The organism is Streptomyces sp. NPDC087440, assembly GCF_044744005.1.
GTDB lineage: Bacteria > Actinomycetota > Actinomycetes > Streptomycetales > Streptomycetaceae > Streptomyces.
This window is the reverse complement of sequence record NZ_JBIUXN010000022.1, coordinates 67,381-87,434: the sequence shown is the minus strand read 5'-3', so window position 1 is coordinate 87,434 and position 20,054 is coordinate 67,381. Positions and strand designations below refer to the sequence as shown.

19 protein-coding genes are annotated in these 20,054 nt (G+C 73.8%); 8 read left to right on the top strand and 11 right to left on the bottom strand.

All coding sequences use genetic code 11. From position 1 onward, the window contains the following. The first annotated feature begins 87 nt into the window (after positions 1-87). Genes ACIO3O_RS33675 through ACIO3O_RS33665 form a run of 3 tightly spaced genes read left to right on the top strand, consistent with a single transcriptional unit; the run spans position 88 to position 4,426 of the window. Positions 88-1,257 carry an exonuclease SbcCD subunit D gene (locus ACIO3O_RS33675; RefSeq protein ID WP_401752544.1) on the top strand — a complete coding sequence of 390 codons (1,170 nt, stop codon included), beginning with the start codon at positions 88-90 and terminating at the stop codon, positions 1,255-1,257. Further along, positions 1,254-1,415, top strand: a complete 162-nt coding sequence (locus ACIO3O_RS33670; RefSeq protein ID WP_401752542.1) for a hypothetical protein — start codon at positions 1,254-1,256, stop codon at positions 1,413-1,415. The genes ACIO3O_RS33675 and ACIO3O_RS33670 overlap by 4 nt, the downstream gene beginning before the upstream one ends. Next, positions 1,412-4,426 carry an AAA family ATPase gene (locus ACIO3O_RS33665; protein ID WP_401752540.1) on the top strand — a complete coding sequence of 1,005 codons (3,015 nt, stop codon included), beginning with the start codon at positions 1,412-1,414 and terminating at the stop codon, positions 4,424-4,426. Before ACIO3O_RS33670 ends, ACIO3O_RS33665 begins: the two co-directional genes overlap by 4 nt. 49 nt (positions 4,427-4,475) lie before the next feature. Here the strand turns inward: ACIO3O_RS33665 and ACIO3O_RS33660 are convergent, their stop codons facing one another. After that, positions 4,476-4,922, bottom strand: a complete 447-nt coding sequence (locus tag ACIO3O_RS33660) for an Lrp/AsnC family transcriptional regulator (protein WP_401752538.1) — start codon at positions 4,920-4,922, stop codon at positions 4,476-4,478. 93 nt (positions 4,923-5,015) lie between these two features. Here ACIO3O_RS33660 and ACIO3O_RS33655 point away from each other — a divergent pair, with 93 nt between their 5' ends. Next, positions 5,016-5,588: a rhodanese-like domain-containing protein gene (locus ACIO3O_RS33655; RefSeq protein ID WP_401752536.1), complete on the top strand. Its 573-nt coding sequence runs from the start codon at positions 5,016-5,018 to the stop codon at positions 5,586-5,588. Between the two features lie 65 nt (positions 5,589-5,653). Beyond that, positions 5,654-6,508: an SDR family oxidoreductase gene (locus ACIO3O_RS33650; protein ID WP_401752534.1), complete on the top strand. Its 855-nt coding sequence runs from the start codon at positions 5,654-5,656 to the stop codon at positions 6,506-6,508. Here ACIO3O_RS33650 and ACIO3O_RS33645 read toward each other — a convergent pair. From ACIO3O_RS33645 to ACIO3O_RS33635, 3 genes are all read right to left on the bottom strand, one after another. Beyond that, positions 6,474-7,352, bottom strand: coding sequence for an ATP-grasp domain-containing protein (locus ACIO3O_RS33645; protein ID WP_401752532.1), 879 nt, complete (start codon positions 7,350-7,352; stop codon positions 6,474-6,476). The genes ACIO3O_RS33650 and ACIO3O_RS33645 overlap by 35 nt on opposite strands. Before the next feature lie 81 nt (positions 7,353-7,433). Next, positions 7,434-9,125 carry a DUF885 domain-containing protein gene (locus ACIO3O_RS33640; protein WP_401752531.1) on the bottom strand — a complete coding sequence of 564 codons (1,692 nt, stop codon included), beginning with the start codon at positions 9,123-9,125 and terminating at the stop codon, positions 7,434-7,436. 35 nt (positions 9,126-9,160) lie between these two features. Then, positions 9,161-9,676, bottom strand: a complete 516-nt coding sequence (locus ACIO3O_RS33635; RefSeq protein ID WP_401752529.1) for an Lrp/AsnC family transcriptional regulator — start codon at positions 9,674-9,676, stop codon at positions 9,161-9,163. Positions 9,677-9,736: 60 nt separating this feature from the next. On the opposite strand from ACIO3O_RS33635, the gene ACIO3O_RS33630 reads away from it, so the two are divergent. Next, entirely contained in the window at positions 9,737-11,023 is a 1,287-nt protein-coding gene (locus ACIO3O_RS33630; protein ID WP_401752527.1) for a trans-sulfuration enzyme family protein, read from the top strand. Here ACIO3O_RS33630 and ACIO3O_RS33625 read toward each other — a convergent pair. From ACIO3O_RS33625 to ACIO3O_RS33610, 4 genes are all read right to left on the bottom strand, one after another. Further along, a complete protein-coding gene (locus ACIO3O_RS33625; RefSeq protein ID WP_401752525.1) occupies positions 10,950-12,407 on the bottom strand; it encodes a GNAT family N-acetyltransferase in 1,458 nt (485 codons plus the stop codon). The two genes, ACIO3O_RS33630 and ACIO3O_RS33625, sit on opposite strands and share 74 nt — an antisense overlap. Positions 12,408-12,551: 144 nt before the next feature. Then, positions 12,552-12,884, bottom strand: a complete 333-nt coding sequence (locus ACIO3O_RS33620; protein WP_401752523.1) for a winged helix-turn-helix domain-containing protein — start codon at positions 12,882-12,884, stop codon at positions 12,552-12,554. Continuing rightward, positions 12,881-13,303 carry a hypothetical protein gene (locus ACIO3O_RS33615; RefSeq protein WP_401752521.1) on the bottom strand — a complete coding sequence of 141 codons (423 nt, stop codon included), beginning with the start codon at positions 13,301-13,303 and terminating at the stop codon, positions 12,881-12,883. Before ACIO3O_RS33615 ends, ACIO3O_RS33620 begins: the two co-directional genes overlap by 4 nt. A 95-nt stretch (positions 13,304-13,398) precedes the next feature. Then, the gene (locus ACIO3O_RS33610; protein WP_401752520.1) at positions 13,399-14,229 is read right to left on the bottom strand and encodes an alpha/beta fold hydrolase; all 831 of its coding nucleotides are present in this window, start codon (positions 14,227-14,229) and stop codon (positions 13,399-13,401) included. A 168-nt stretch (positions 14,230-14,397) separates the two neighbouring features. Between ACIO3O_RS33610 and ACIO3O_RS33605 the strand changes: the two genes are divergently transcribed. Then, on the top strand, positions 14,398-15,327 hold the full coding sequence (locus ACIO3O_RS33605) for an RNA polymerase sigma-70 factor (protein ID WP_401752518.1): 930 nt from the start codon (positions 14,398-14,400) through the stop codon (positions 15,325-15,327). Between the two features lie 290 nt (positions 15,328-15,617). Beyond that, a complete protein-coding gene (locus ACIO3O_RS33600) occupies positions 15,618-16,385 on the top strand; it encodes a GntR family transcriptional regulator (protein ID WP_401752516.1) in 768 nt (255 codons plus the stop codon). A 374-nt stretch (positions 16,386-16,759) separates the two neighbouring features. Here ACIO3O_RS33600 and ACIO3O_RS33595 read toward each other — a convergent pair whose 3' ends face one another. The 3 genes from ACIO3O_RS33595 to purB all read right to left on the bottom strand — a co-directional run bounded on the left by ACIO3O_RS33595 (position 16,760) and on the right by purB (position 20,029). Continuing rightward, positions 16,760-17,926 (bottom strand): ROK family protein, encoded by a 1,167-nt coding sequence (locus ACIO3O_RS33595; protein WP_401752514.1) that lies wholly within the window; start codon positions 17,924-17,926, stop codon positions 16,760-16,762. 105 nt (positions 17,927-18,031) lie between these two features. Further along, positions 18,032-18,580 (bottom strand): G/U mismatch-specific DNA glycosylase, encoded by a 549-nt coding sequence (mug, locus tag ACIO3O_RS33590; RefSeq protein ID WP_401752512.1) that lies wholly within the window; start codon positions 18,578-18,580, stop codon positions 18,032-18,034. Positions 18,581-18,586: 6 nt separating this feature from the next. Next, entirely contained in the window at positions 18,587-20,029 is a 1,443-nt protein-coding gene (gene purB, locus ACIO3O_RS33585) for an adenylosuccinate lyase (RefSeq protein WP_401752511.1), read from the bottom strand. Positions 20,030-20,054: the final 25 nt, after the last annotated feature.

Here is a 20,054-nt window from a genome sequence, read left to right as displayed (position 1 = left end):
GGGACCAGCGCGTCGTGGGGTCCGTGGTGCGGTGGATTCCCCCGTTGCCGCCTTGATTGTCAGACCCTCCCTTTACTCTCGTGAACCATGAGGCTTCTGCACACGTCCGACTGGCACCTCGGCCGGTCCTTCCACCGGGTGGGACTGCTCGACGCCCAGGCCGCGTACCTCGACCACCTGGTGGCGACGGTCCGCGCGCACCAGGTGGACGCCGTGCTGGTCGCGGGGGACGTGTACGACCGTGCGGTGCCGCCGCTGGCCGCCGTGGAGCTCTTCGACGCGGCCCTGCACCGCCTCGCCGCCGAGAACGTGCCGACGGTCATGATCTCCGGCAACCACGACTCCGCCCGCCGCCTGGGCGTGGGCGCGGGCCTCATCGAGCGGGCGGGCATCCACCTGCGCACCGACCCCGCCGGATGCGCCACCCCCGTCGTGCTGTCCGACGCGCACGGCGACGTCGCCTTCTACGGGCTGCCCTACCTGGAGCCCGCTCTCGTACGGGACGCACTGGGCGCCGCCAAGGCGCGGCACGAGGACGTCCTCGCCGCCGCCATGGACCAGGTCCGCGCCGACCTCGCCGCCCGCCCGGCCGGGACCCGCTCGGTCGTCCTGGCGCACGCCTTCGTCGCGGGCGGCGAGCCCAGCGACAGCGAACGCGACATCACGGTCGGCGGGGTCGCCGCCGTCCCCGCCGGGGTCTTCGCGGGCGTCGACTACGTCGCGCTGGGCCACCTGCACGGCGCGCAGACGGTCAACGAGCGCGTCCGCTACTCCGGCTCCCCGCTCGCCTACTCCTTCTCCGAGGTCAACCACCGCAAGACCATGTGGCTGATCGACCTCGGGCCCGGCGGCGAGATCGCCGCGGCCGAGCGGCTCGACTGCCCGGTGCCCCGGCCGCTCGCCCGGCTGCGCGGCCACCTGGCGGACCTCCTCGACGACCCCGCGCTCGACCGGCACGAGGACTCCTGGGTCGAGGCCACGCTCACCGACCCGGTGCGGCCCGACGACCCGATGGCCCGCCTGTGCGCCCGCTTCCCGCACACGCTGACCCTCGTCTTCGAACCGGACCGCGGACCCGAGAGCGAGCACGTCTCGTACGCGCAGCGGCTCAAGGGCCGCGACGACCAGCAGATCGCGGAGGACTTCGTGGCGCACGTACGCGGCGGCAGCGGCCCCGACGGAAGCGAACGGGCGGTGCTCCGGGGCGCGTTCGACGACGTCCGGGTGGACGAGACGGTGCGCGAGGTGGCCCGATGAAGCACTCCTCCCCGCAGGTGCGCGAGGCGGTCCGACGCGGCCCGTGCGAGGTGGCCCGACGCGGCCCGTACGAGGTGGCCCGGCGCGGCCTGTGCGAGGCGGTCCGACGCGGCCCGTGCGAGGTGGCCCGGCGCGGCCTGTGCGAGGTGGCCCGATGAGGCTGCACTCCCTGGACGTCACCGCCTTCGGGCCCTTCGGCGCCGCCCAGCACGTCGACTTCGACACGCTCAACGCCGCCGGGCTCTTCCTCCTGCACGGCCCGACCGGTGCGGGCAAGACCTCCGTCCTGGACGCCGTCTGCTTCGCGCTGTACGGATCGGTGCCGGGCGCCCGCGAGGGGCGCGGCCTCACCCTGCGCAGCGACCACGCCGCCCCCGGCACGCCCACCGAGGTCGTCCTCGACCTCACCGTCGGCGGCCGCCGCCTCGAAGTCACCCGCCGCCCCGCCCAGTTGCGGCCCAAGAAGGGCAACCGGCCCGGCCTCGTCACCGAGAAGGCCCAGAGCTGGCTGCGCGAGCGCGACCCCGAGACGGGGGAGTGGCAGGCCCTCAGCCGCTCCCACCAGGAGATCGGTGAGGAGATCGGCCAGCTCGTCGGCATGAACCGCGAGCAGTTCTGCCAGGTCGTCCTCCTCCCGCAGGGCGACTTCGCCCGCTTCCTGCGCGCCGACGCCGAAGCCCGCGGCAAACTCCTCGGCAAGCTCTTCGACACCCGCCGCTTCGCCGCCGTCGAAGAACGCCTTGCCGAACTGCGCCGCACCGCCGAACAGCAGGTCAAGCAGGGCGACGAACGCCTCCTCGCCCTCGCCGAGCGCACCGCGGAAGCCGCCGGGCCCGCCGCCCGCGACCTGCCGCGCCCCGAGGAACGCCCCGGCGACCCTGGGCTCGCCGCCGCCGTCCTCGCCTGGGCGGCCGTCGCCCGCAGCGGGGCCGTCGAACGCCGGGACCTCGCCGCCTGCGCCGTCGACGCCGCCGACAGCAGGCGGGCCGCCGCCCGACGCGTCCTGGAGGAGCAGCGGGACCTGCTGCGGCTCCAGGAGCGGTACGCCGAGACGCGCCGCCGCGCCGCCGCCCTGGACGAACGCCGCGAGCAGTTCGAGGGGCTCTGCGTCCGCCAGGACCTGGCCCGGGCCGCCGACCGGGTCGCCCCCGCCCTGACCCTGCGCGACACCGCGGAGCGCGAACACCGCGACGCCGCCCGCGTCCACGAGCAGGCCCGCACCCGGCTTCCCGCCGCCCTCGCCGACGCCGGGGCCGACCAGCTCGCCGAGCTGGAGCGGCGGATACGGCAGGAACTGGGCGGCCTCGACGCCGCCCGCCGCGCCGAGCGGCGCAGCGCCGAGATCGCCGCCGAGCGCACCGCCCTCGACCGGGAGGCCCGCGCGGACGAGGACCTGCGGCAGGACGCCGAGGACTGGCTCGCCGCATGGGACGCCGTACGACACGGCCTCCAGGCGCGGATCGAGACCGCCCAGGAGGCCGCCACCCGCGCCGGGCACCTGGAGTCGCAGCTCGAACCGGCCGCCGCCCGGCTGGCCGCCGCGCGCCGCCGCGACGCACTCGACCAGGAGCTGACCGGCGCCGAGCAGCGGCTGCGTACCGCCCGCGACACGGCGGGCGACGCCCGCGAGCACTGGCTCGACCTGCGCGAGCGCAGGCTGAGCGGCATCGCCGCCGAACTCGCCGCCGAACTGCGCGACGGCGAGGCCTGCAAGGTGTGCGGCGCCACCGGCCACCCGGCCCCCGCCCGCGCCGGGGCCGGACACGTCGACCGGGACACCGAGCAGCGTGCCGAGGACGCCTACGGGCGTGCCGAGGAGACCCGGGCGCAGGCCGAGAGCGCCCTGTCCGAGCTCCGCCAGACCCACGCCGCCGCCCAGGCCGAGGCCCAGGGGGCGGGCGTCGACGAACTGGCCGTGCGGGAGGGGGAGTTGCGCCGCGACCATGCGGCGGCCCGCGCCGCCGCCGGTGACATGCACGCCGCCCGCGAGGAGCTGGGCCGCGCCGAGCAGGAGCACGCCCGCCGGGTCGACGCCCGCGAGCAGGCCGAACGCCGCAGCGCCGCCCGCACCTCGCACCGCGAGGCCATCGACCGCGAACTCGCCGGACTCCAGGAGGAGCTGACCCGGGCGCGCGGGGACGCGGGCAGCGTCGAGGAGCAGTTCGCCACCCTCACCCGCCGGGTCGCCCTGCTCGCCGACGCCGCCGAGGCGGTCCGGGCGTACGAGGACACCGCCGAGCGCCTCAAGGCCGCCGACGGATCCCTCGCGGACGCCGCGTTCAAGGCCGGATTCGCCACCCCCGACGAGGCGGCCAGGGCCTTCCTCGACCACCAGGAGCAGCGCGCCCTCCAGGACCGCATCGACGCCTGGCAGGCCGAACGGGCCGCGGTCGCCGACCGGTTGCGCGAGTCCGACGCCGCCGAGGCAGCCGCCCTGCCCGCCGCCACCCCGCAGCGGGCGGAGGCCGCCCTCGTCGCCGCCGAGCGTGCCCAGCGGGACGCCACCTCCGCGTACGACGCCGCCCGCGACCGGTGCGCCGCACTGGCCCGGCTCGGCAGGCAGGCCGAGGACGAGTCCCGCAGGCTCGGCCCGCTGCGCGCCGACTACGAACGGGTGGCCCGCATGGCCGGGCTCGCCGCCGGCACCTCCGCCGACAACGAACGCAAGATGCGCCTGGAGTCGTACGTCCTGGCCGCCCGCCTGGAGCAGGTCGCCGCCGCCGCGACCGCCCGGCTGCACCGCATGTCGGCGGGCCGCTACACCCTCGTGCACTCCGACGAACGCACGACCGGCACGGGCAGCAGGCGCGCGGGCCTGAGCCTGCACGTCGTGGACTCCTGGACCGGCCGCGAGCGCGACACCTCCACCCTGTCCGGCGGCGAGACCTTCTTCGCCTCCCTCGCGCTGGCCCTCGGCCTCGCGGACGTCGTCACCGACGAGGCGGGCGGGGTGCGCCTGGACACCCTGTTCATCGACGAGGGCTTCGGCAGCCTGGACGACCAGACACTGGACGAGGTCATCGACGTACTGGACGCCCTGCGCGAACGGAACCGCAGCGTCGGCATCGTCAGCCACGTCGGCGACCTGCGCCGCCGCATCCCGGTCCAGCTGGAGGTGATCAAGGGGCGGGCGGGCTCGGCCGTGCGCCGCAGGGGGACCGAGGCGTGAGCCCCGGCGGGACCGGCGTATGAGCCCCAGGGGGATCGACGCGTGAGCCTCAGCGGCTGATGGCCCGGCGCGTCAGCGGCGAGGAGTACACCACGCTGGTCGTCACCGAGCCGAGCGCCCCGATCCGCCCGGACACCTCCTCCAGGTGCTGCATCGACCGCGCGGCGACCTTCAGCACGAAGCAGTCGTCACCGGTCACGTGGTGCGCCTCCAGCACCTCCGGCGTCACGTCCAGGAGGTCGTGGAAGGGCTTGTAGTTGCCATGCGGGTAGCGCAGCCGCACGAAGGCGAGGATCGGCATGCCGATCCGCTCCGGCTCGACCACGGCGGCGTACCCCGAGATCACCCCCGCCTCCTCCAGGCGGCGCACGCGCTCGGTCACCGCGCTCGACGACATCGAGACGGTCCGCGCCAACTCGGCGAACGTGGCACGGCCTTCACGCTGCAGGGCTTCCAGGATGCGCCAGTCGGTGGCGTCCGGTGAATATCCGGTCATGCGCACAGACAACAGGGGAATCACCGGCAGATCAAGAGATGTCCCGGGGGAATCCACTTCAGCGCGATGATCATCAACCGTAGATTTCTGGCCATGACGAACAACGCCACGAGCACCCCGACGGACACCCCGACGACCGCCCCGACGACCGTCACGACGGGCACCCCGACGACCGCCACCGCGCACCCCGCCCCCAACGCCGTCCTGCGGGTCCCGCCTGAGTCCCCCGCCGCTGCCGCCGCGTACTTCGGTGCCAGCCTTGCCTTCCACGCGGACGTCTCCGACGTCGCCGCCGCCCTCGCCGCCGCCCGCGAGACGGGCGGTGACCCCGGCTTCGTCGTGATCGACTCCCGCAACACCGCCTCCTGGGACCAGGGCCACGTCCCCGGCGCCGTGCACCTGCCGACCGCCCTCGTCCCCGAGCAGGCCGAACGCCTCCTCGCCAAGGACGTCCCCGTCGTCACCTACTGCTGGGGCCCCGGCTGCAACGGCGCCACCCGCGCAGCCCTCGCCCTGGCCCAACTCGGCTACCAGGTCAAGGAGATGCTCGGCGGCATGGAGTACTGGATCCGCGAGGGTTTCGCGTACGAGACCTGGGAGGGGCCGGTGACCCCCACGGCCGACCCGCTGACCGCCCCGGTCGACTCCGACGACTGCGGCTGCTGAACCCACCTGCTGCGGCAGGGAATCCGGTGGTGCAGGAGGCACCCCCTCGGGGAGCATTCGGGACCATGCCCCCGATCCAGCACCCCGCCCCCGAAGACCTCCGACGCGACCCGCGCCCCCTCCTCGGCCGCACCGCCCTCGTCACCGGAGCCAGCAGGCGCGACGGCATCGGGTACGCGGTGGCCCGGCGGCTCGCCGCGTACGGAGCCAGCGTCTACCTGCACCACCACGTCCCGCACGACGCCGCCCAGCCGTGGGGCGCGGACCCCGAAGGCCCCGAAGGAGTGGCCGCGGGCGTCCGCGAAGCCCGCAGCGACCCCGCGGCGGTCGTCGCCCACGGCCCCGGCGACCTGACCGACCCCGAGGCCCCCGCCGCCCTGGTCGCCACCGCCGCCGCAGCACTCGGCGGACGCCTGGACATCCTCGTCGCCAACCACGCCCTCAGCGGCTCCGACGGCACCCTCGACCAGATCGACGCGGCGATGCTCGACGCCCACTGGGCCACCAACACCCGCTCCGTGATCCTGCTCGCCCAGGCCTATGCCCGCCTGCGCACCGCACAGCCGACGCCCGCCCCCGGCGGCCGTCTCCTCCTGATGACCTCGGGCCAGGACCAAGGCGGCGGCATGCCCGGCGAACTGGCCTACGCCCTCGCCAAGGGCGCCCTCGCCTCGGCCACCCGGAGCCTGGCCACCACCTTCGCCGACCTCGGGGTCACCGTGAACGCGGTCAACCCGGGCCCGGTCGACACCGGTTACCTGTCGGGGGAGGTCCACGACGCCATCGCGTCGATGTTCCCGGCGGGCCGCTGGGGCGTGCCGGACGACCCGGCCCGCCTGCTCGCCTGGCTGGCCACCGACGAGGCAGTCTGGGTCACGGGCCGGGTCATCGACTCGGAGGGCGGCTTCCGCCGGGGCTGACCGCCGCGCCCAGCACCTCGAACAGCCCCCGGGCGTCGGCCCCTTCGGGCAGCCCGCTGACCTGCCCGTCCCCGACCTCCACGACCCGCCACACCCCGTCCTCGCGCAGGGCGAGATCGGTGGTCACCCACCGGCAGCCGAGCGCCCGCACCGCCGGGCGCACCGCCGTGAGGTCCGGCTCAGGAGCAGCGCCGGGGGCATCGGGATGCGCGGTGACCAGCACCGCCTCCCCGTCCACCCACCACACCCGGGCCTCCCCACCCCGTACGAAGGCCTCGAACTCCCGTACCACCAGACCGCCCGCGAGCGAATCCTCCTGGAGCGCGAAGAGACGGTCCACGACGGCCGACAGGGCTGCTGTGTCCCGGAGTTCGGGCACGAAGCAGGCCTCGTGCCACTCGTGCTTGCGGGACTTGACGAAGTCCTTCACCACGGCGGGGCCCGCCCGCAACGGGCCGACGAGCGCGGCCAGTTCAGTCCCTCGGGGCGGCGCTCCCGGCGGGCACCCCTGCCAGACGCTGCGCGGGGTCACGTCGGCGAACTCCTCGTACCAGCCCGGCAGTTCATGTGCCGTCCGGTACGCGTCAGCCCCGGTCAGCAGGGTGCAGCCGCGCTCCTCCAGGCCGCGCGCCAACTCCGCGTACCGCCGTACGGGAATCATCCACCCCCGGTACCAGTACGCCCCCGACCCGCGCGGCACCCGCGCCAGCGCCGCCCCGGGGTCCCCGGCGAGCAGTGCGTCGTGGTCCAGCAGCGCCACCGGCCCGCCCAGGTCCCGTACGACCGCCGCCTCCCCGGCGAACGCCGGATCGACCCGCCGACCCGACAGCGGATCGGAGCACATCAGCCAACTCGCCTGCACAGTAACCCCGTTACTCAACAGAAGGGGGGCGGAGGCCGGAGCCCCCGCCCCCTCTTCACCGACTCAGAGCTTCGACAGCTCGTCCACCAGGTCGTCCAGGCCCAGCGACCCCTGCGACAGCGCCGCCATGTGCCACGCCTTCAGGTCGAAGGACTCCCCGTGCGCGGCCCGCGCGTTCTCGCGGCCCTTCAGCCAGGCGCGCTCGCCCAGCTTGTAGCCGATGGCCTGGCCCGGCATGGACAGGTAGCGGGTCAGCTCGCTCTCCACGAAGTCCGCCGGACGCCCGCTGTGCAGCCCGAAGAACTCCTGCGCCAGGTCCGGCGTCCACCGCTCGCCCGGGTGGAACGGCGAGTCCGCCGGAATCTCCAGCTCCAGGTGCATGCCGATGTCCACGATGATCCGCGTCGAGCGCATCATCTGGGCGTCCAGGTAGCCGAGCCGCTGCTCGGCGTTCTTCAGGAAGCCCAGCTCGTCCATCAGACGCTCCGCGTACAGCGCCCAGCCCTCGGCGTTGGCGCTGACCAGGCCGACGGAGGCCTGGTAGCGGGAGAGCTGGTCGGCGACGTGCGTCCACTGTGCGAGCTGGAGGTGGTGGCCCGGGACGCCCTCGTGGTACCAGGTCGACACCAGGTCGTACACCGGGAACCGGGTCTCGCCCATGGTGGGCAGCCAGGTGATGCCCGGGCGGGAGAAGTCCTCGGAGGGGTTCGTGTAGTACGGGGCCGCAGCGCCGCCGGGCGGGGCGATGCGGGACTCCACCTTCTTGACCCGCTCGGCGAGGTCGAAGTGGGTGCCGTCGAGGGACTCGATCGCCTCGTCCATCAGGCCCTGGAGCCAGACCCGGACTTCCTCGACGCCCTCGATGTGGGTGCCGTTCTCGTCCAGCCAGGCGAGCGCGGCCCACGGGGTCTCGGCGCCCGGGAGGACCTTCTCGGCCTCGGTCTTCATCTCGGCGAGCAGACGGTGGTACTCGGCCCAGCCGTAGGCGTACGCCTCGTCCAGGTCCAGGTCGGCGCCGTTGAACGCGCGCGACCACACCGCGTACCGCTGACGGCCCACGGCGTCGGGCGCGTCCTTGACGGCCGGTGCGTACACGTCCCGCACCCAGTCGCGCAGCGCCACCACCGAGGCGGTCGCCGCACGGGCCGCCTCGTCCAGCTCCGCGCGCAGCGACTCGGGGCCGCCCGCCGCGAACTCCTCGAACCAGCCGCGCTCCTCGCCGGCCCACTCGGTGAGCTGCTCGACGAACGTGGCGGTGGGACGCGGGCCGCCCAGCAGACCCTGCTCCAGGCCGAGTTCCAGGCACTTCCGGTAGCCCTCGAAGGCCGCCGGGACACCGCGCAGGCGCTCGGCGATGTCCGCCCAGTCCTCGTCGGTCTCGGTCGGGTTGAGGGTGAACACCTCGCGGATGGTGTGCGCGGGGGAGTGGATGTTGCTGACCGCGCGCAGGTCCTCCTGCGCCGCGTGCACCGCGAGTTCGGCGGTCAGCCGCTCGCGCAGCAGCCGCCCGCAGCGCCGCTCGGCCTCGGTGTCCGCCTCCGGCCGCTGCTCCGCCTCGTCCAGGACGGCGAGGGTGTGCCGGGCCAGCTCGGCGACGGCCTGACGGCCCTCGGGGGAGTAGTCGGGGAGGGAGCGGTTGCTCGCCCGGACGCCGAGGCTGGTGCCGATGACGGGGTCGAGCGCGATCAGGGCGTCGACGTACGCGTCGGCGACCTCGCGCGGGAGCGGGGTGCGAAGGGTGCTGTTGTCTGACATGCGGACATCCTCGTACGAAGAGGGGGTCCGCGTCACTAGCGTTCTGCGGCGGACCCCTGTCGCCCGGTGACCTGGGCGGACGCCGGGGGCAGCAGGGGCCCGCAGTCCCACTGCTGGAAGATCAGCCGGGTCTCCACCCGGGCCACCTCGCGCCGGGAGGTGAACTCGTCCAGGACGAGGCGCTGGAGGTCGGCGGCGTCCGCCACCGCCACCTGCACCAGGTAGTCGTCCGGCCCGGTGAGGTGGAACAGCGCCCGCGACTCGGGCAGTGCTCGGATCCGCTCCACGAACGGGCCGATCAGTTCGCGCCGGTGCGGGCGCACCTGGACCAGCAGCAGGGCCTCGATGCCGCGCCCCAGCTTTGCCGGGTCCAGCCGCAGCTGGTGGCCCAGGATCACACCGGAGCGGCGGAGCCTGGTCACCCGGTCCAGGCAGGTGGAGGGGGCGACGCCGACCTCGGCGGCGAGGTCGCGGTACGTCGTCCGGGCGTCGTTCTGCAGCAGGCGCAGAATGTGCAGATCGACCGTGTCCAGTACGACGGATTCAGCCATGGGCCGAACGTAGCACGGGAGTTCACCGCCGGAGTCCGGTGGTTGTTCAGACTGCGCAGCATGACCCCCGCATCCTCGCCCGCACCCCGGGCAGCCACCTCCGCGCACCCCGCACCCCGGGCCCTCGCCACCCACGCCGTCCACGCCGGCCGCGAGGACCTCGCCGCGCTGGGTGTGCACGCCGTGCCGCTCGACCTCTCGACGACGTACCCCTCCCACGACAGCCGTGCAGAGGCCGCCCGCATCGACGCCTTCGCCGCGACCGGCGAACTCCCCGAGGGGCCGCCGGTGTACGCCCGTCTCGACAACCCGACGACCGCCCGCTTCGAGGAGGCGCTCGCCCGGCTCGAAGGGACGGACGCCTCCGTGGCATTCGCCAGCGGCATGGCCGCGCTGACCGCCGTCCTGCTCGTACGGGCGTCGGCGGGGCTGCGGCACGTGGTGGCGGTGCGCCCGCTGTACGGATGCAGCGACCACCTGCTCACGGCCGGGCTGCTGGGCACCGAGGTGACCTGGGTCGACCGCACCGACCCGGCGGGCATCGCCGGGGCGATCCGGCCCGACACCGGACTCGTCATGGTCGAGACCCCCGCCAACCCGACCCTCGCAGAGATCGACATCGAGGCCGTCGCACGGGCCTGCGGCTCGGTGCCGCTGCTGGTCGACAGCACCTTCGCGACGCCCGTGCTCCAGCGTCCCGTCGAGCACGGGGCACGTCTCGTCCTGCACAGCGCGACCAAGTACCTGGGCGGGCACGGTGACGTGCTGGCCGGTGTGGTGGCCTGCGACGAGGAGTTCGCACGGCAGTTGCGGCAGGTGCGCTTCGCCACCGGCGGCGTGCTGCACCCGCTCGCCGGATACCTCCTGCTGCGCGGCCTGTCCACACTTCCGGTACGGATGAAGGCCGCCGCTGCGAACGCCGCCGAGCTGGCCCGCCGCCTCACCGCCGACCCGCGCGTGGCCCGCGTCCACTACCCCGCACTGGGCGGCGCGATGGTCGCCTTCGAGGTGTACGGGGACCCGCACGCGGTGATCTCGGGCGTCCGCCTGATCACCCCGGCCGTCAGCCTCGGCAGCGTCGACACCCTGATCCAGCACCCGGCCTCCATCAGCCACCGGATCGTGGCCGAGGGGGACCGGCGCTCGGCGGGCGTCAGCGACCGGTTGCTGCGCATGTCGGTCGGCCTGGAGGATGTCGAGGACCTGTGGCGCGACCTGTGCGAGGCCCTGGCGGCGGCCGGTTCCGTACCGGAGCCGGCCGACCGCCCGGCGCTCAGCTCCGGTCGGACCGAGGCACGTACGGCAGGCCTTCGGCCTGCTGCCCGGTCCCAGGGCGTACCGGCGTAGGCACCCCGCCGAGTCGCGCCGTCACCACGAGCGTGCCCTCCTCGATCTGGTAGTCCAGGGGCAGTTCGAGACCCCGCATCGCGGCGACCATCCCGGTGTTGGACGCCTGGGTGACGGCGTAGACGCTCTCGCAGTCGGCCTCGGCGGCCAGTGCCACCAGCCGGTTGAGCAGTTCGGAGCCGATGCCCCGGCGCTGCCAGGCGTCCTCGACGATCAGCGCCACCTCGGTCTCGTCGCCGTCCCACAGCAGGTGGCCGAGGGCGACGAGCCGCCCGGACGCGGTCTGCACGGCCAGCGTGCGGCCGTAACGGGGGCTGAGCAGGTGGGTCAGATAGCGGTCGGCGTCGGCGACGGGGCCGTGGTAGCGCAGGCCCAGCGTCCGCTCCGAGCAGCGCTCGTGCATGGCGAGCGCCGCTTCGAGGTCGTCGGGTCCGGCCCGGCGCACGGTGATGGCGTTGCCCTCGGGCAGCGTCAGCACGTCCTGGCTGCGCGGCACCCGGGGCCCGAGCCGCGCGTCCAGCTCCACCAGCGCCCGTGCCCGCGCGAACTCGGTCGGCGTGAACGGCAGGTACGGCCGCTCCACGGTGATCGACCCGCCCGACGGGTGGCCGAGCCGCATGACCGTCCCTTCGAGTACGCCCTCCACGGGCGTCGTGTGTCCGGACGGCCGCCCGGTGAGGGTGGTCGCGGGCAGCGAGTGGATGGTGCACCGGCCGAGCAACTGCCGCAGTGCGAGCGGCAGTTCGGCGGCGTCGAGCGCGGTGCGGGTGGCCAGACCCAGCACCCGGGTCGGCGCGTCCACCAGGTCGTGCGCGTCGGCCCGCTCCAGCCAGGTGTCCTTGGCCCCTATGGCCGCGACCTCCCGGGACAGGTCCCGGATCTGCACCCCGGCGGGCGCCCTGAGCAGGAACTCGTCCACGGTGCCGTCGCCCAGCGGGTGCGTCTGGAGGGTGAGGATGTCGACCTCCAGCCGGGCCAGGACGGTGCACAGCGCGGCCAGCGAGCCGGGCTCGTCCTTGACGGTGGTGCGCATCCGCCAGAGCGCGGTCTCGCGGGCCTCGGCGGGCCCGGACTCCTCGGCGGAGATGGGCGCCGCGGGGGCGTCGGTCGCCCCGGGGTCGGTCGGCGGCGCCGGTGGGGGCGCGTGCCCGTGCTTGCGTGCCCACCAGGTGTGGAACCCGGCGGTGGCGGCGAGCGCCACGGCCGAGGCGATGAGCAGCACGGGTCCTTCGGGACCGTGCACGATCATGTTCGCGATCGAGTCGGCGACCGCCACCGCCGTGAAGAGCGCCGCCAGCTCGACGAGGTCGCGCCGCCAGTGGTGGCGGGGCCGGGGCTTGGTGGCCTTGGAGGTGCTTGCCGCAGGGCAATTCGTGTCCGTCATGGCAGCACTCTTGCTCAGCGGTGTTGCGTGATCACGAACGGTTTGTGACTGATGGGTTAAGTGTGCTTCTGGTCGTTTCGCCGCACTTTTTGGTGACGGCCGACCTGAGCTGACCGATCCCGTGGCGGGATACGTTCGCCCAGGTCAGGCGGGAGTGTCAAGCCCCTGGCCGCCCGCGATGGCCCGCAGGGCGTCCAGGTGGCGTCCGTACACCGCACGCCCCTCCTTCGTGAGCGCGAGCCACGTCCGGGGCCTGCGCTCGACGCGCCCCTTGGTGACGGTCACCCACCCGGCCTCCTCCAGCGCCGCCACCTGCTTGGAGAGCACGGAGTCGGACACCTCCACGAGGTCGCGCACGAAGGCGAAGTCGGCCTTGTCGAGAGGGGCGAGCGCCGCCACCACGGACAGCCGCACCGGCGAGGTCAGCAGCGGCGCCAGCGCGTGCCGGGGGTGCGCTCCGGCCTTGTGCTCGGTCATGCCGTCCTCCGCAGTTCCAGCGCTGCCCCCACCAGTAGGGGCAGCGCGCAGGCCAGGGCGCCCCCGACGGCGAGCGGCACGCTGTCCGGCCACCCGTCCCGGCTGTGCAGCACGATCGTCGCCGCGTAGAGCAGGCTCCAGGCGGCGATCAGCAGGCCGTGCCGGAGGCCGAAGTTGCGCCGTGCCGTCCGCTGCCGGGCCGCGTACACGCTCAGCAGGACGATCATCATCGCGTACGCGCCCATCGTGACGCCGGTGGCCAGGGCGCCGTGCCACAGCACGACCAGGGGGATGAAGCCGAACTGGGCGATGCCGAAGACCAGGAGGTAGCGCGCGTACCAGTTGCTGCCGCGCCGGGCGTCGCCCTCCATCTGCTCCGCCCGCCGCAACGCCGCGACCGCGTCCGTGTATTCACTCATGGTTCCCCCAACGTCCGGTGCAATCGGTGTTGTTGTCAGGGTGCCATGTACTTTCCACTTTGGAAAGTGATTGGTTGTCGGAAGCCCCCCCGGCCTCAGCGGCTCGTGTCGAGAATGACTCGCGCCACCGCCGCCGGGTCGTCGTTCATCGGCACGTGCCCGCACCCCGGCAGCCGGACCAGCCGGGCCCCCGGGATGATCCCCTTCGCCCGCACCCCCTGCCGCCGCACCAGCAGCCGGTCCTTCGTCCCCCACGCCACCGTCACCGGCACGTCCCGCACGTCGTCCCGGAACTGCACGCTCAGCCCCGTCGCCAGCGTCGGCTCGAAGCCGGTGGCCCCGCGCAGCGCGAGAGTCTCCGCGACGACCGCCTCCGGCGTGCGCCGCCCCGGCTTGGCGTAGATCGTGCTGGTCAGCACGGTGCGTCCGGCCTCGCTCCGGGACAGCCGCTCGATCAGCGGCAGCGGCATGGCCTTCGCCGCCACCCGCATCCCGCGCAGCGTCCCGAACGCGTACCGCCGCTCGGCCTGCGTCCAGAAGCCCGCGGGCGACAGCGCCGTCACCGACCGCGCCAGCCCCTTCCGGCCCATCTCCAGGGCGAGCAGCCCGCCGAGGGAGTTCCCGGCGACGTGCGGCCGGTCCACCCCCAACTCCCGGCAGAGCGCACCCAGTACGGGCACCACCGACTCCAGGTCGTACGACACACCGTCAGGCAGGGACGGCGAGGCCCCGAACCCGGGCAGGTCGACGGCTATCACGTCGCGCTCCGCCGCCAGCGCGGACAGCACCGGCTCCCAGGCCTGCCAGTGGTGGCCGATGCCGTGCAGCAGGAGCAGCGGCTCGCCCCGCCCGCGGCGCTCGTACGTGACGGACGCGGTGCGCGGGCCGCCGGGGGACTCGACGGCGAAGGTGACGGTGGCGGTCATGGGGGGACTCCTCGGGGGGTCGGGGGAGGGGGGGGCAGGGGGGGCGGGGAAAGCCTTAGACACTCTGTCAGCAACAACTACCCTTCAGTAGCTTGGAGTTCAAGAGTGTGGGCCACGCCGCGCCCGTCCGCCCTGGACAGCGCGTCGTCCGTGGGCTGGGATGGACCGATGATCACCGAGACAGCCCCCGACATCGCCACGCTCTTCGAGGAGCACCGCCCCGTCCTGACCGGCGTCGCCTACCGCATGCTGGGCCGGGTCGCCGACGCCGAGGACGTGGTGCAGGAGGCGTGGCTGCGCTGGTCGTCGGCGGGTCGCGAGCGGGCCGGGGAGGAGACCCGCGAGGCGGTCCGGGAGGAGGTCCGCAACCCCCGGGCCTATCTCGTACGGATCACCACCCGCCTGGCCATCGACCGGCTGCGGCACGTGCAGTCGCGCCGCGAGGCGTACGTCGGCCCCTGGCTGCCGGAGCCGCTGGCCACCGACTTCGGCGCGGGCGTCCCCGACACCGCCGAACACGCCGTCCTCGCCGAGTCCGTGTCCCTCGCCGTCCTGGTCGTCCTCGAATCGCTCTCGCCGCTGGAACGCGCCGTGTTCGTCCTGCGCGAGGCCTTCGGATTCCCGTACGGGGAGATCGCCGCCGCACTCGACAAGTCGGACGCGGCGGTGCGCCAGCTCGCGGGCCGTGCGCGCAAGCACGTGGAGGAGCGCAAGCCGCGCTTCGACGTGGACCCGGCCGAGCGCCGCGACCTCACCGAACGGTTCCTCGCCGCCGCGACCGGGGGCGACCTTGGCGACCTGCTCGCGCTGCTGGCCCCCGAGGCGCGGCTGGTCGGCGACGGCGGCGGCAAGGCACGGCTCTCGCTGCGGGTCGTGGAGAGCGCGGACAAGGTGGCGCGCTTCCTGCTGGGGGTGGCGAAGAAGGTGGTCCCGGGTACGGAGTTCCGTTTCGTCGAACTCAACGGCGGGCCCGCGATGGTGACGGCGGTGGACGGGGAAGTGGACTCGGTCTTCCAGCTGGACGTCGCCGACGGGCTCATTCGGACCGTCTACATCATGCGCAATCCCGACAAACTCTCCGCACTCGCGCCGGAATAGGCTCTTCCGGATTTCTCGCCCCGGATTACCCGTACGTCCCGCTGCCCCGTATCCGCCCCTCGGATGCGGGGCAGTTTGCGGCTTCGTGAACGGTCCGTGGCCTACGCCCAATTCGCTCCCCGGCTTCCATAACCTCCGTAAAGGAAAGCGGATTGGTCTTGACCAAGTAGGGGGGCGGACCTATGGTCGCAGAGTTAGTGCAAGGACCTTTAATAAACAAGGGCGCGGAACGGCGTCTTGGCGGACGTCTCGGAATGCCGCGGGGGACGCGGCGATTGCGGAGGATCAGGGTGGGGACCACGCAGCTCGAAACGGTGCCGGAGCCGAAGTACTGGCACCTCAAGACCGTGCTCAGCGAGGCACTCGACTCCGACTTCTCGGTCGGCGAGATCCTCCCCAACGAGCGCGAGCTCGCCGCCCGCTTCGGCGTCGCCCGGGCCACGCTCCGCCAGGCCCTGGAGCAGCTGGAGCTGGAGGGCCGCCTCCAGCGCCGCCGGGGTGTGGGCACCACGGTCGCGCCGCCCCGCATGGGTGTCGACGTGTCGACTTCCCAGCACTCCTGGCCGGGCACGGCCGACGACGCCTGGGTGCCCGTCGACTCCACGCCCGCGGTGCCGCCGGCCGCCGTGAGCCGCATGCTGGGGATTCCCGTGGGGGACGAGCTGCACGTGGTGCGGCGCACCCGCATGACACACGGGCAGCCGGTCGCGGCCGAACTGCTCTACGTGCCCGTGGCCTCCGTGCCCGAACTCCCCTCCCTGGACGCCCCGTCGGGGCAGGTCCGCGCGCGTACGGTGCTGCGTGAACTGCAGCGGCTCGGGCTGGAGGGGCAGGACCGTGCCGTCGAGCTGGGCTCGGCGCGGGCCGACGACGCCAGGGAACTGGACCGGCTGCCCGGGGCTCCGGTGCTGGTCGTCACCACGCGGTACTTCGCGGGGGGTGGGACGGCGGCGGTCTCGGTGGCCACGTACCGGGCCGACACGTGCCGCCTTACGTTCGGTGACTCCGGTGACCTGCACATAAGCCACCACACCACCCCCTCCGCCCAAGCCTCCTGACCTCCCGGTCGGGTACGAAGCGCCGCCTTCCCCGTAGCCCCCTTGGGCGGCGGGGCCGCCCCCCGGGGGCGGGACGGGCGGGCAAGGGGGCGGCCCCTCCCGCTCCCGGCCCACCCGGGTGCCGCCCCTGGCCGCGCCCCTGTGCCGGACGCCCGTCCAAAGGGGCCCCGGCTCGCCTCCCGGCGCTGGACAGTCGCAGCTCTGCCCCGCCGGGGCAAGGGGTCCCCAGCCCCGCCCCTTCACCTAAACCCGCGGGGGCATGCACGGTTCCCGTGCGGGTGCGTCGTGGTTGCTCGCGCAGTTCCCCGCGCCCCTGAAGGGGCGCGCCCGCGCGGCGGAGCCGCAGGTCCAGTGCAGCCCCGCGCGGCAGCGCCTCAGCGGCGGGCCGTCACCGTGGTTTCGACCGCGAAGAGTTGCTCCTCCACGTGGTCCAGGGCGAGACGCAGAGCCCCCGTCGCGACCGATGCCTCGCCGAGGAGGGAGAGGGCCACCCTCGGCGGCCGCAGGCAGAAGCGTTCGAGTTCGGAGCGCAGGGGGTCCAGGATGCCGTCCAGGCCGGCGGCCCAGCCGCCCACCACCACCAGCTCTGGGTCCAGCGCCAGCACCAGCGCCGCCACGTCGTGCACCAGGCGCTGCAGGAAGCGGTCCATCGCCGCCCGCGCCCGCGCATCCCCCCGCTTGGCCTGCGCGAAGACCGCCGCCACCGCCTGCTCGTCCAGCGGGTGCAGGGGCTCGTCCGTGGTGGAGAGCAGGCTCTCGGGGCGGTCCTCCTGGCCGAGGAGGTGCAGTGCGCCGATTTCGCCCGCCGCACCGCCGTAGCCCCGGTGCAGGCGGCCGCCGATCAGGGAGCCCGCCCCCGGGCTCAGTCCGGCCAGGACGAAGACCATGTCGTCGGTGTCCTGGCCGACGCCCTTCCAGTGCTCGGCCACGGCGGCGGTGTTCGCGTCGTTCTCGACCAGGACGGGGCAGCGGAACGAGCGGCGGAGCCGTTCGCCCAGGGGGAGTCCGGTCCAGCCGGGGAGTGCCGTGCCGAGGCGCACTGTGCCGTCGGCCTCCACGATCCCCGGGCTGCCCACGCCCACCGCCCGCAGCGAGCTGCGCGCCACTCCGGCCCGGCGCAGCACATCGGCCACCACGGCCCGTACCCGCTCCAGGCGGTCGTCCGCGCTCGCCGACTCGTCGACCTCGCGCGAGCCCGCGCCGACGATCCGCCCGTCGAGTCCGGAGATCAGCGCCGAGATCCGGTGCGGCCCGATCTCGATGCCCAGCAGGTGTCCCGCCTCGGCCCGGAACCGGAACCGCCGCGCGGGCCGCCCCTGCCGCTTGGCCCCGCCCTCCTCGGCCTCCGCCTCCACGACGAGCCCGGTCTCGATGAGACCCTCGACCACGCCCTCGACGGTCGGCCGGGACAGCCCGGTGACCCGGGTCAGGTCGGTGAGGGTGGGGGAGTCCGCGGAGTCCGCGCCGCGCAGGGCGTGCAGCACCACCGCGGAGTTGATCCGCCGCAACAGAGACGGATCTCCGCCGGTCAGCCGCCCCAACGTGTCCTCCCGGCTCGTACGTGTGTCTGGCTGCTGGATCGTATCCGCTGGCCAGACGCGGGGCGAGCCGCAGCGTACAAAGCGGAACCGGATCGTTGCCGGGCGCTACCCGCCCGTAACATCCGCCGACGCCTCGCGCAGTCGCCCGTACTCCTCGGCCATCGCCTCCAGGCTCCAGTGCGCGTTGAGTCCGCTGGGGTTGGGCAGCGCCCAGACCCGGGCCCCGCCGATGGTCCGTTCCTGCGGTCCGATCCGCGCCTTCTTCTCGCCGAAGGCCGTGCGGTACGCGGTCACACCGACCACCGCCAGCCACGTCGGCCCCAGCCGCTCCACCTTCTCGGTGAGCAGCCGCCCGCCCTCGCGGTACTCCTCCGCGCTCAGCTCGTCCGCCCGGGCGCTGGCCCGCGCGACGACGTTGGTGATGCCCAGACCGTACGAGAGGAGTTCGTCCTGTTCGTCCGGCTGCAACTGGCGCGGGGTGAAGCCCGACCGGTGCAGCACCGGCCAGAACCGGTTGCCGGGGCGGGCGAAGTGGTAGCCGGTGGCCGCCGACATCAGGCCCGGGTTGATGCCGCAGAACAGCACACGCAGGCCGCCCGCGACCACGTCGGGGATGACGCGGTCGCGGGCGGCCCGGAGTTCCTCAGGAGACACGGCGCCTCAGAGGATCGAGCCGGGGGTGTAGGCCGCCGCCTCGGGGTGCTGCTTGGCGATCTCCTCGATGCGGGCGACCAGGACGGAGACCTGCTGGCCCGCGGCACCCGTGAAGGACAGCTTGTCCGCCATCAGCTCGTCCAGCTGCGCGCGGTCCAGCGGCATCCGGTCGTCGGCGGCCAGCTTGTCCAGCAGCTCGTTGCGCTCGGCGCCCTGCTCGCGCATGGCGAGCGCGGAGGCCACCGCGTGCTCCTTGATGACCTCGTGCGCGGCCTCCCGGCCGACCCCGGCCCGTACGGCGGCCATCAGGACCTTCGTCGTGGCGAGGAAGGGGAGGTAGCGATCCAGCTCGCGGGCGACGACGGCCGGGAACGCGCCGAACTCGTCCAGGACGGTCAGGAAGGTCTCCAGCAGGCCGTCGAAGGCGAAGAACGCGTCCGGGAGCGCCACCCGGCGGACCACGGAGCAGGACACGTCGCCCTCGTTCCACTGGTCGCCCGCCAGCTCGCCGGTCATCGACGCGTAACCGCGCAGGATGACCATCAGGCCGTTGACGCGCTCGCAGGAGCGGGTGTTCATCTTGTGCGGCATCGCGGAGGAGCCGACCTGGCCGGGCTTGAAGCCCTCGGTGACCAGCTCGTGGCCCGCCATCAGACGGATCGTCTTCGCGACGGAGGAGGGGGCGCCGGCGAGCTGCACCAGCGCGGTCACCACCTCGTAGTCCAGCGAGCGCGGGTAGACCTGGCCGACCGAGGTGAAGGCGTGCGCGAAGCCGAGGTGACCGGCGATGCGCTGCTCCAGCTCCGCCAGCTTCTCCGCGTCGCCGCCGAGCAGGTCGAGCATGTCCTGCGCGGTGCCGACGGGGCCCTTGATGCCGCGCAGCGGGTAGCGGCCGAGCAGCTCCTCCAGGCGGCCGTACGCGACGAGCAGCTCGTCGGCGGCGGTCGCGAAGCGCTTGCCGAGGGTGGTGGCCTGGGCGGCGACGTTGTGCGAGCGACCGGCCATGACCAGCTCGGCGTACTCCGCCGACAGCTTGCCGAGGCGGGCGAGGACGGAGACCGTGCGGTCCCGCATCAGTTCGAGCGAGAGGCGGATCTGGAGCTGCTCGACGTTCTCGGTGAGGTCGCGGGACGTCATGCCCTTGTGGACCTGCTCGTGCCCGGCGAGGGCGTTGAACTCCTCGATGCGCGCCTTCACGTCGTGGCGCGTGACCTTCTCGCGCTCGGCGATGGAGGCCAGGTCGACCTGGTCGAGCACGCGCTCGTAGTCGGCGAGCGCCTGGTCCGGAACCTCGATCCCGAGGTCCTTCTGCGCACGCAGCACGGCCAGCCACAGCTGGCGCTCCAGCTTGACCTTCTGCTCGGGGGACCACAGGACGGCAAGCTCCGCGGAGGCGTAGCGGCCGGCCAGGACATTGGGGATGCGAGGCTTCGCAGGTGCAGCAGTCACATGACCGGATTCTACTGGGGGTTTG

Bases quoted from the DNA above. Each gene is read 5' to 3' on its own strand.
- ACIO3O_RS33675 (WP_401752544.1), top strand. From the start codon at position 88: ATGAGGCTTCTGCACACGTCCGACTGGCACCTCGGCCGGTCCTTCCAC.
- ACIO3O_RS33670 (WP_401752542.1), top strand. From the start codon at position 1,254: ATGAAGCACTCCTCCCCGCAGGTGCGCGAGGCGGTCCGACGCGGCCCG.
- ACIO3O_RS33665 (WP_401752540.1), top strand. From the start codon at position 1,412: ATGAGGCTGCACTCCCTGGACGTCACCGCCTTCGGGCCCTTCGGCGCC.
- ACIO3O_RS33660 (WP_401752538.1), bottom strand. From the start codon at position 4,922: ATGACCGGATATTCACCGGACGCCACCGACTGGCGCATCCTGGAAGCC.
- ACIO3O_RS33655 (WP_401752536.1), top strand. From the start codon at position 5,016: ATGACGAACAACGCCACGAGCACCCCGACGGACACCCCGACGACCGCC.
- ACIO3O_RS33650 (WP_401752534.1), top strand. From the start codon at position 5,654: ATGCCCCCGATCCAGCACCCCGCCCCCGAAGACCTCCGACGCGACCCG.
- ACIO3O_RS33645 (WP_401752532.1), bottom strand. From the start codon at position 7,352: ATGTGCTCCGATCCGCTGTCGGGTCGGCGGGTCGATCCGGCGTTCGCC.
- ACIO3O_RS33640 (WP_401752531.1), bottom strand. From the start codon at position 9,125: ATGTCAGACAACAGCACCCTTCGCACCCCGCTCCCGCGCGAGGTCGCC.
- ACIO3O_RS33635 (WP_401752529.1), bottom strand. From the start codon at position 9,676: ATGGCTGAATCCGTCGTACTGGACACGGTCGATCTGCACATTCTGCGC.
- ACIO3O_RS33630 (WP_401752527.1), top strand. From the start codon at position 9,737: ATGACCCCCGCATCCTCGCCCGCACCCCGGGCAGCCACCTCCGCGCAC.
- ACIO3O_RS33625 (WP_401752525.1), bottom strand. From the start codon at position 12,407: ATGACGGACACGAATTGCCCTGCGGCAAGCACCTCCAAGGCCACCAAG.
- ACIO3O_RS33620 (WP_401752523.1), bottom strand. From the start codon at position 12,884: ATGACCGAGCACAAGGCCGGAGCGCACCCCCGGCACGCGCTGGCGCCG.
- ACIO3O_RS33615 (WP_401752521.1), bottom strand. From the start codon at position 13,303: ATGAGTGAATACACGGACGCGGTCGCGGCGTTGCGGCGGGCGGAGCAG.
- ACIO3O_RS33610 (WP_401752520.1), bottom strand. From the start codon at position 14,229: ATGACCGCCACCGTCACCTTCGCCGTCGAGTCCCCCGGCGGCCCGCGC.
- ACIO3O_RS33605 (WP_401752518.1), top strand. From the start codon at position 14,398: ATGATCACCGAGACAGCCCCCGACATCGCCACGCTCTTCGAGGAGCAC.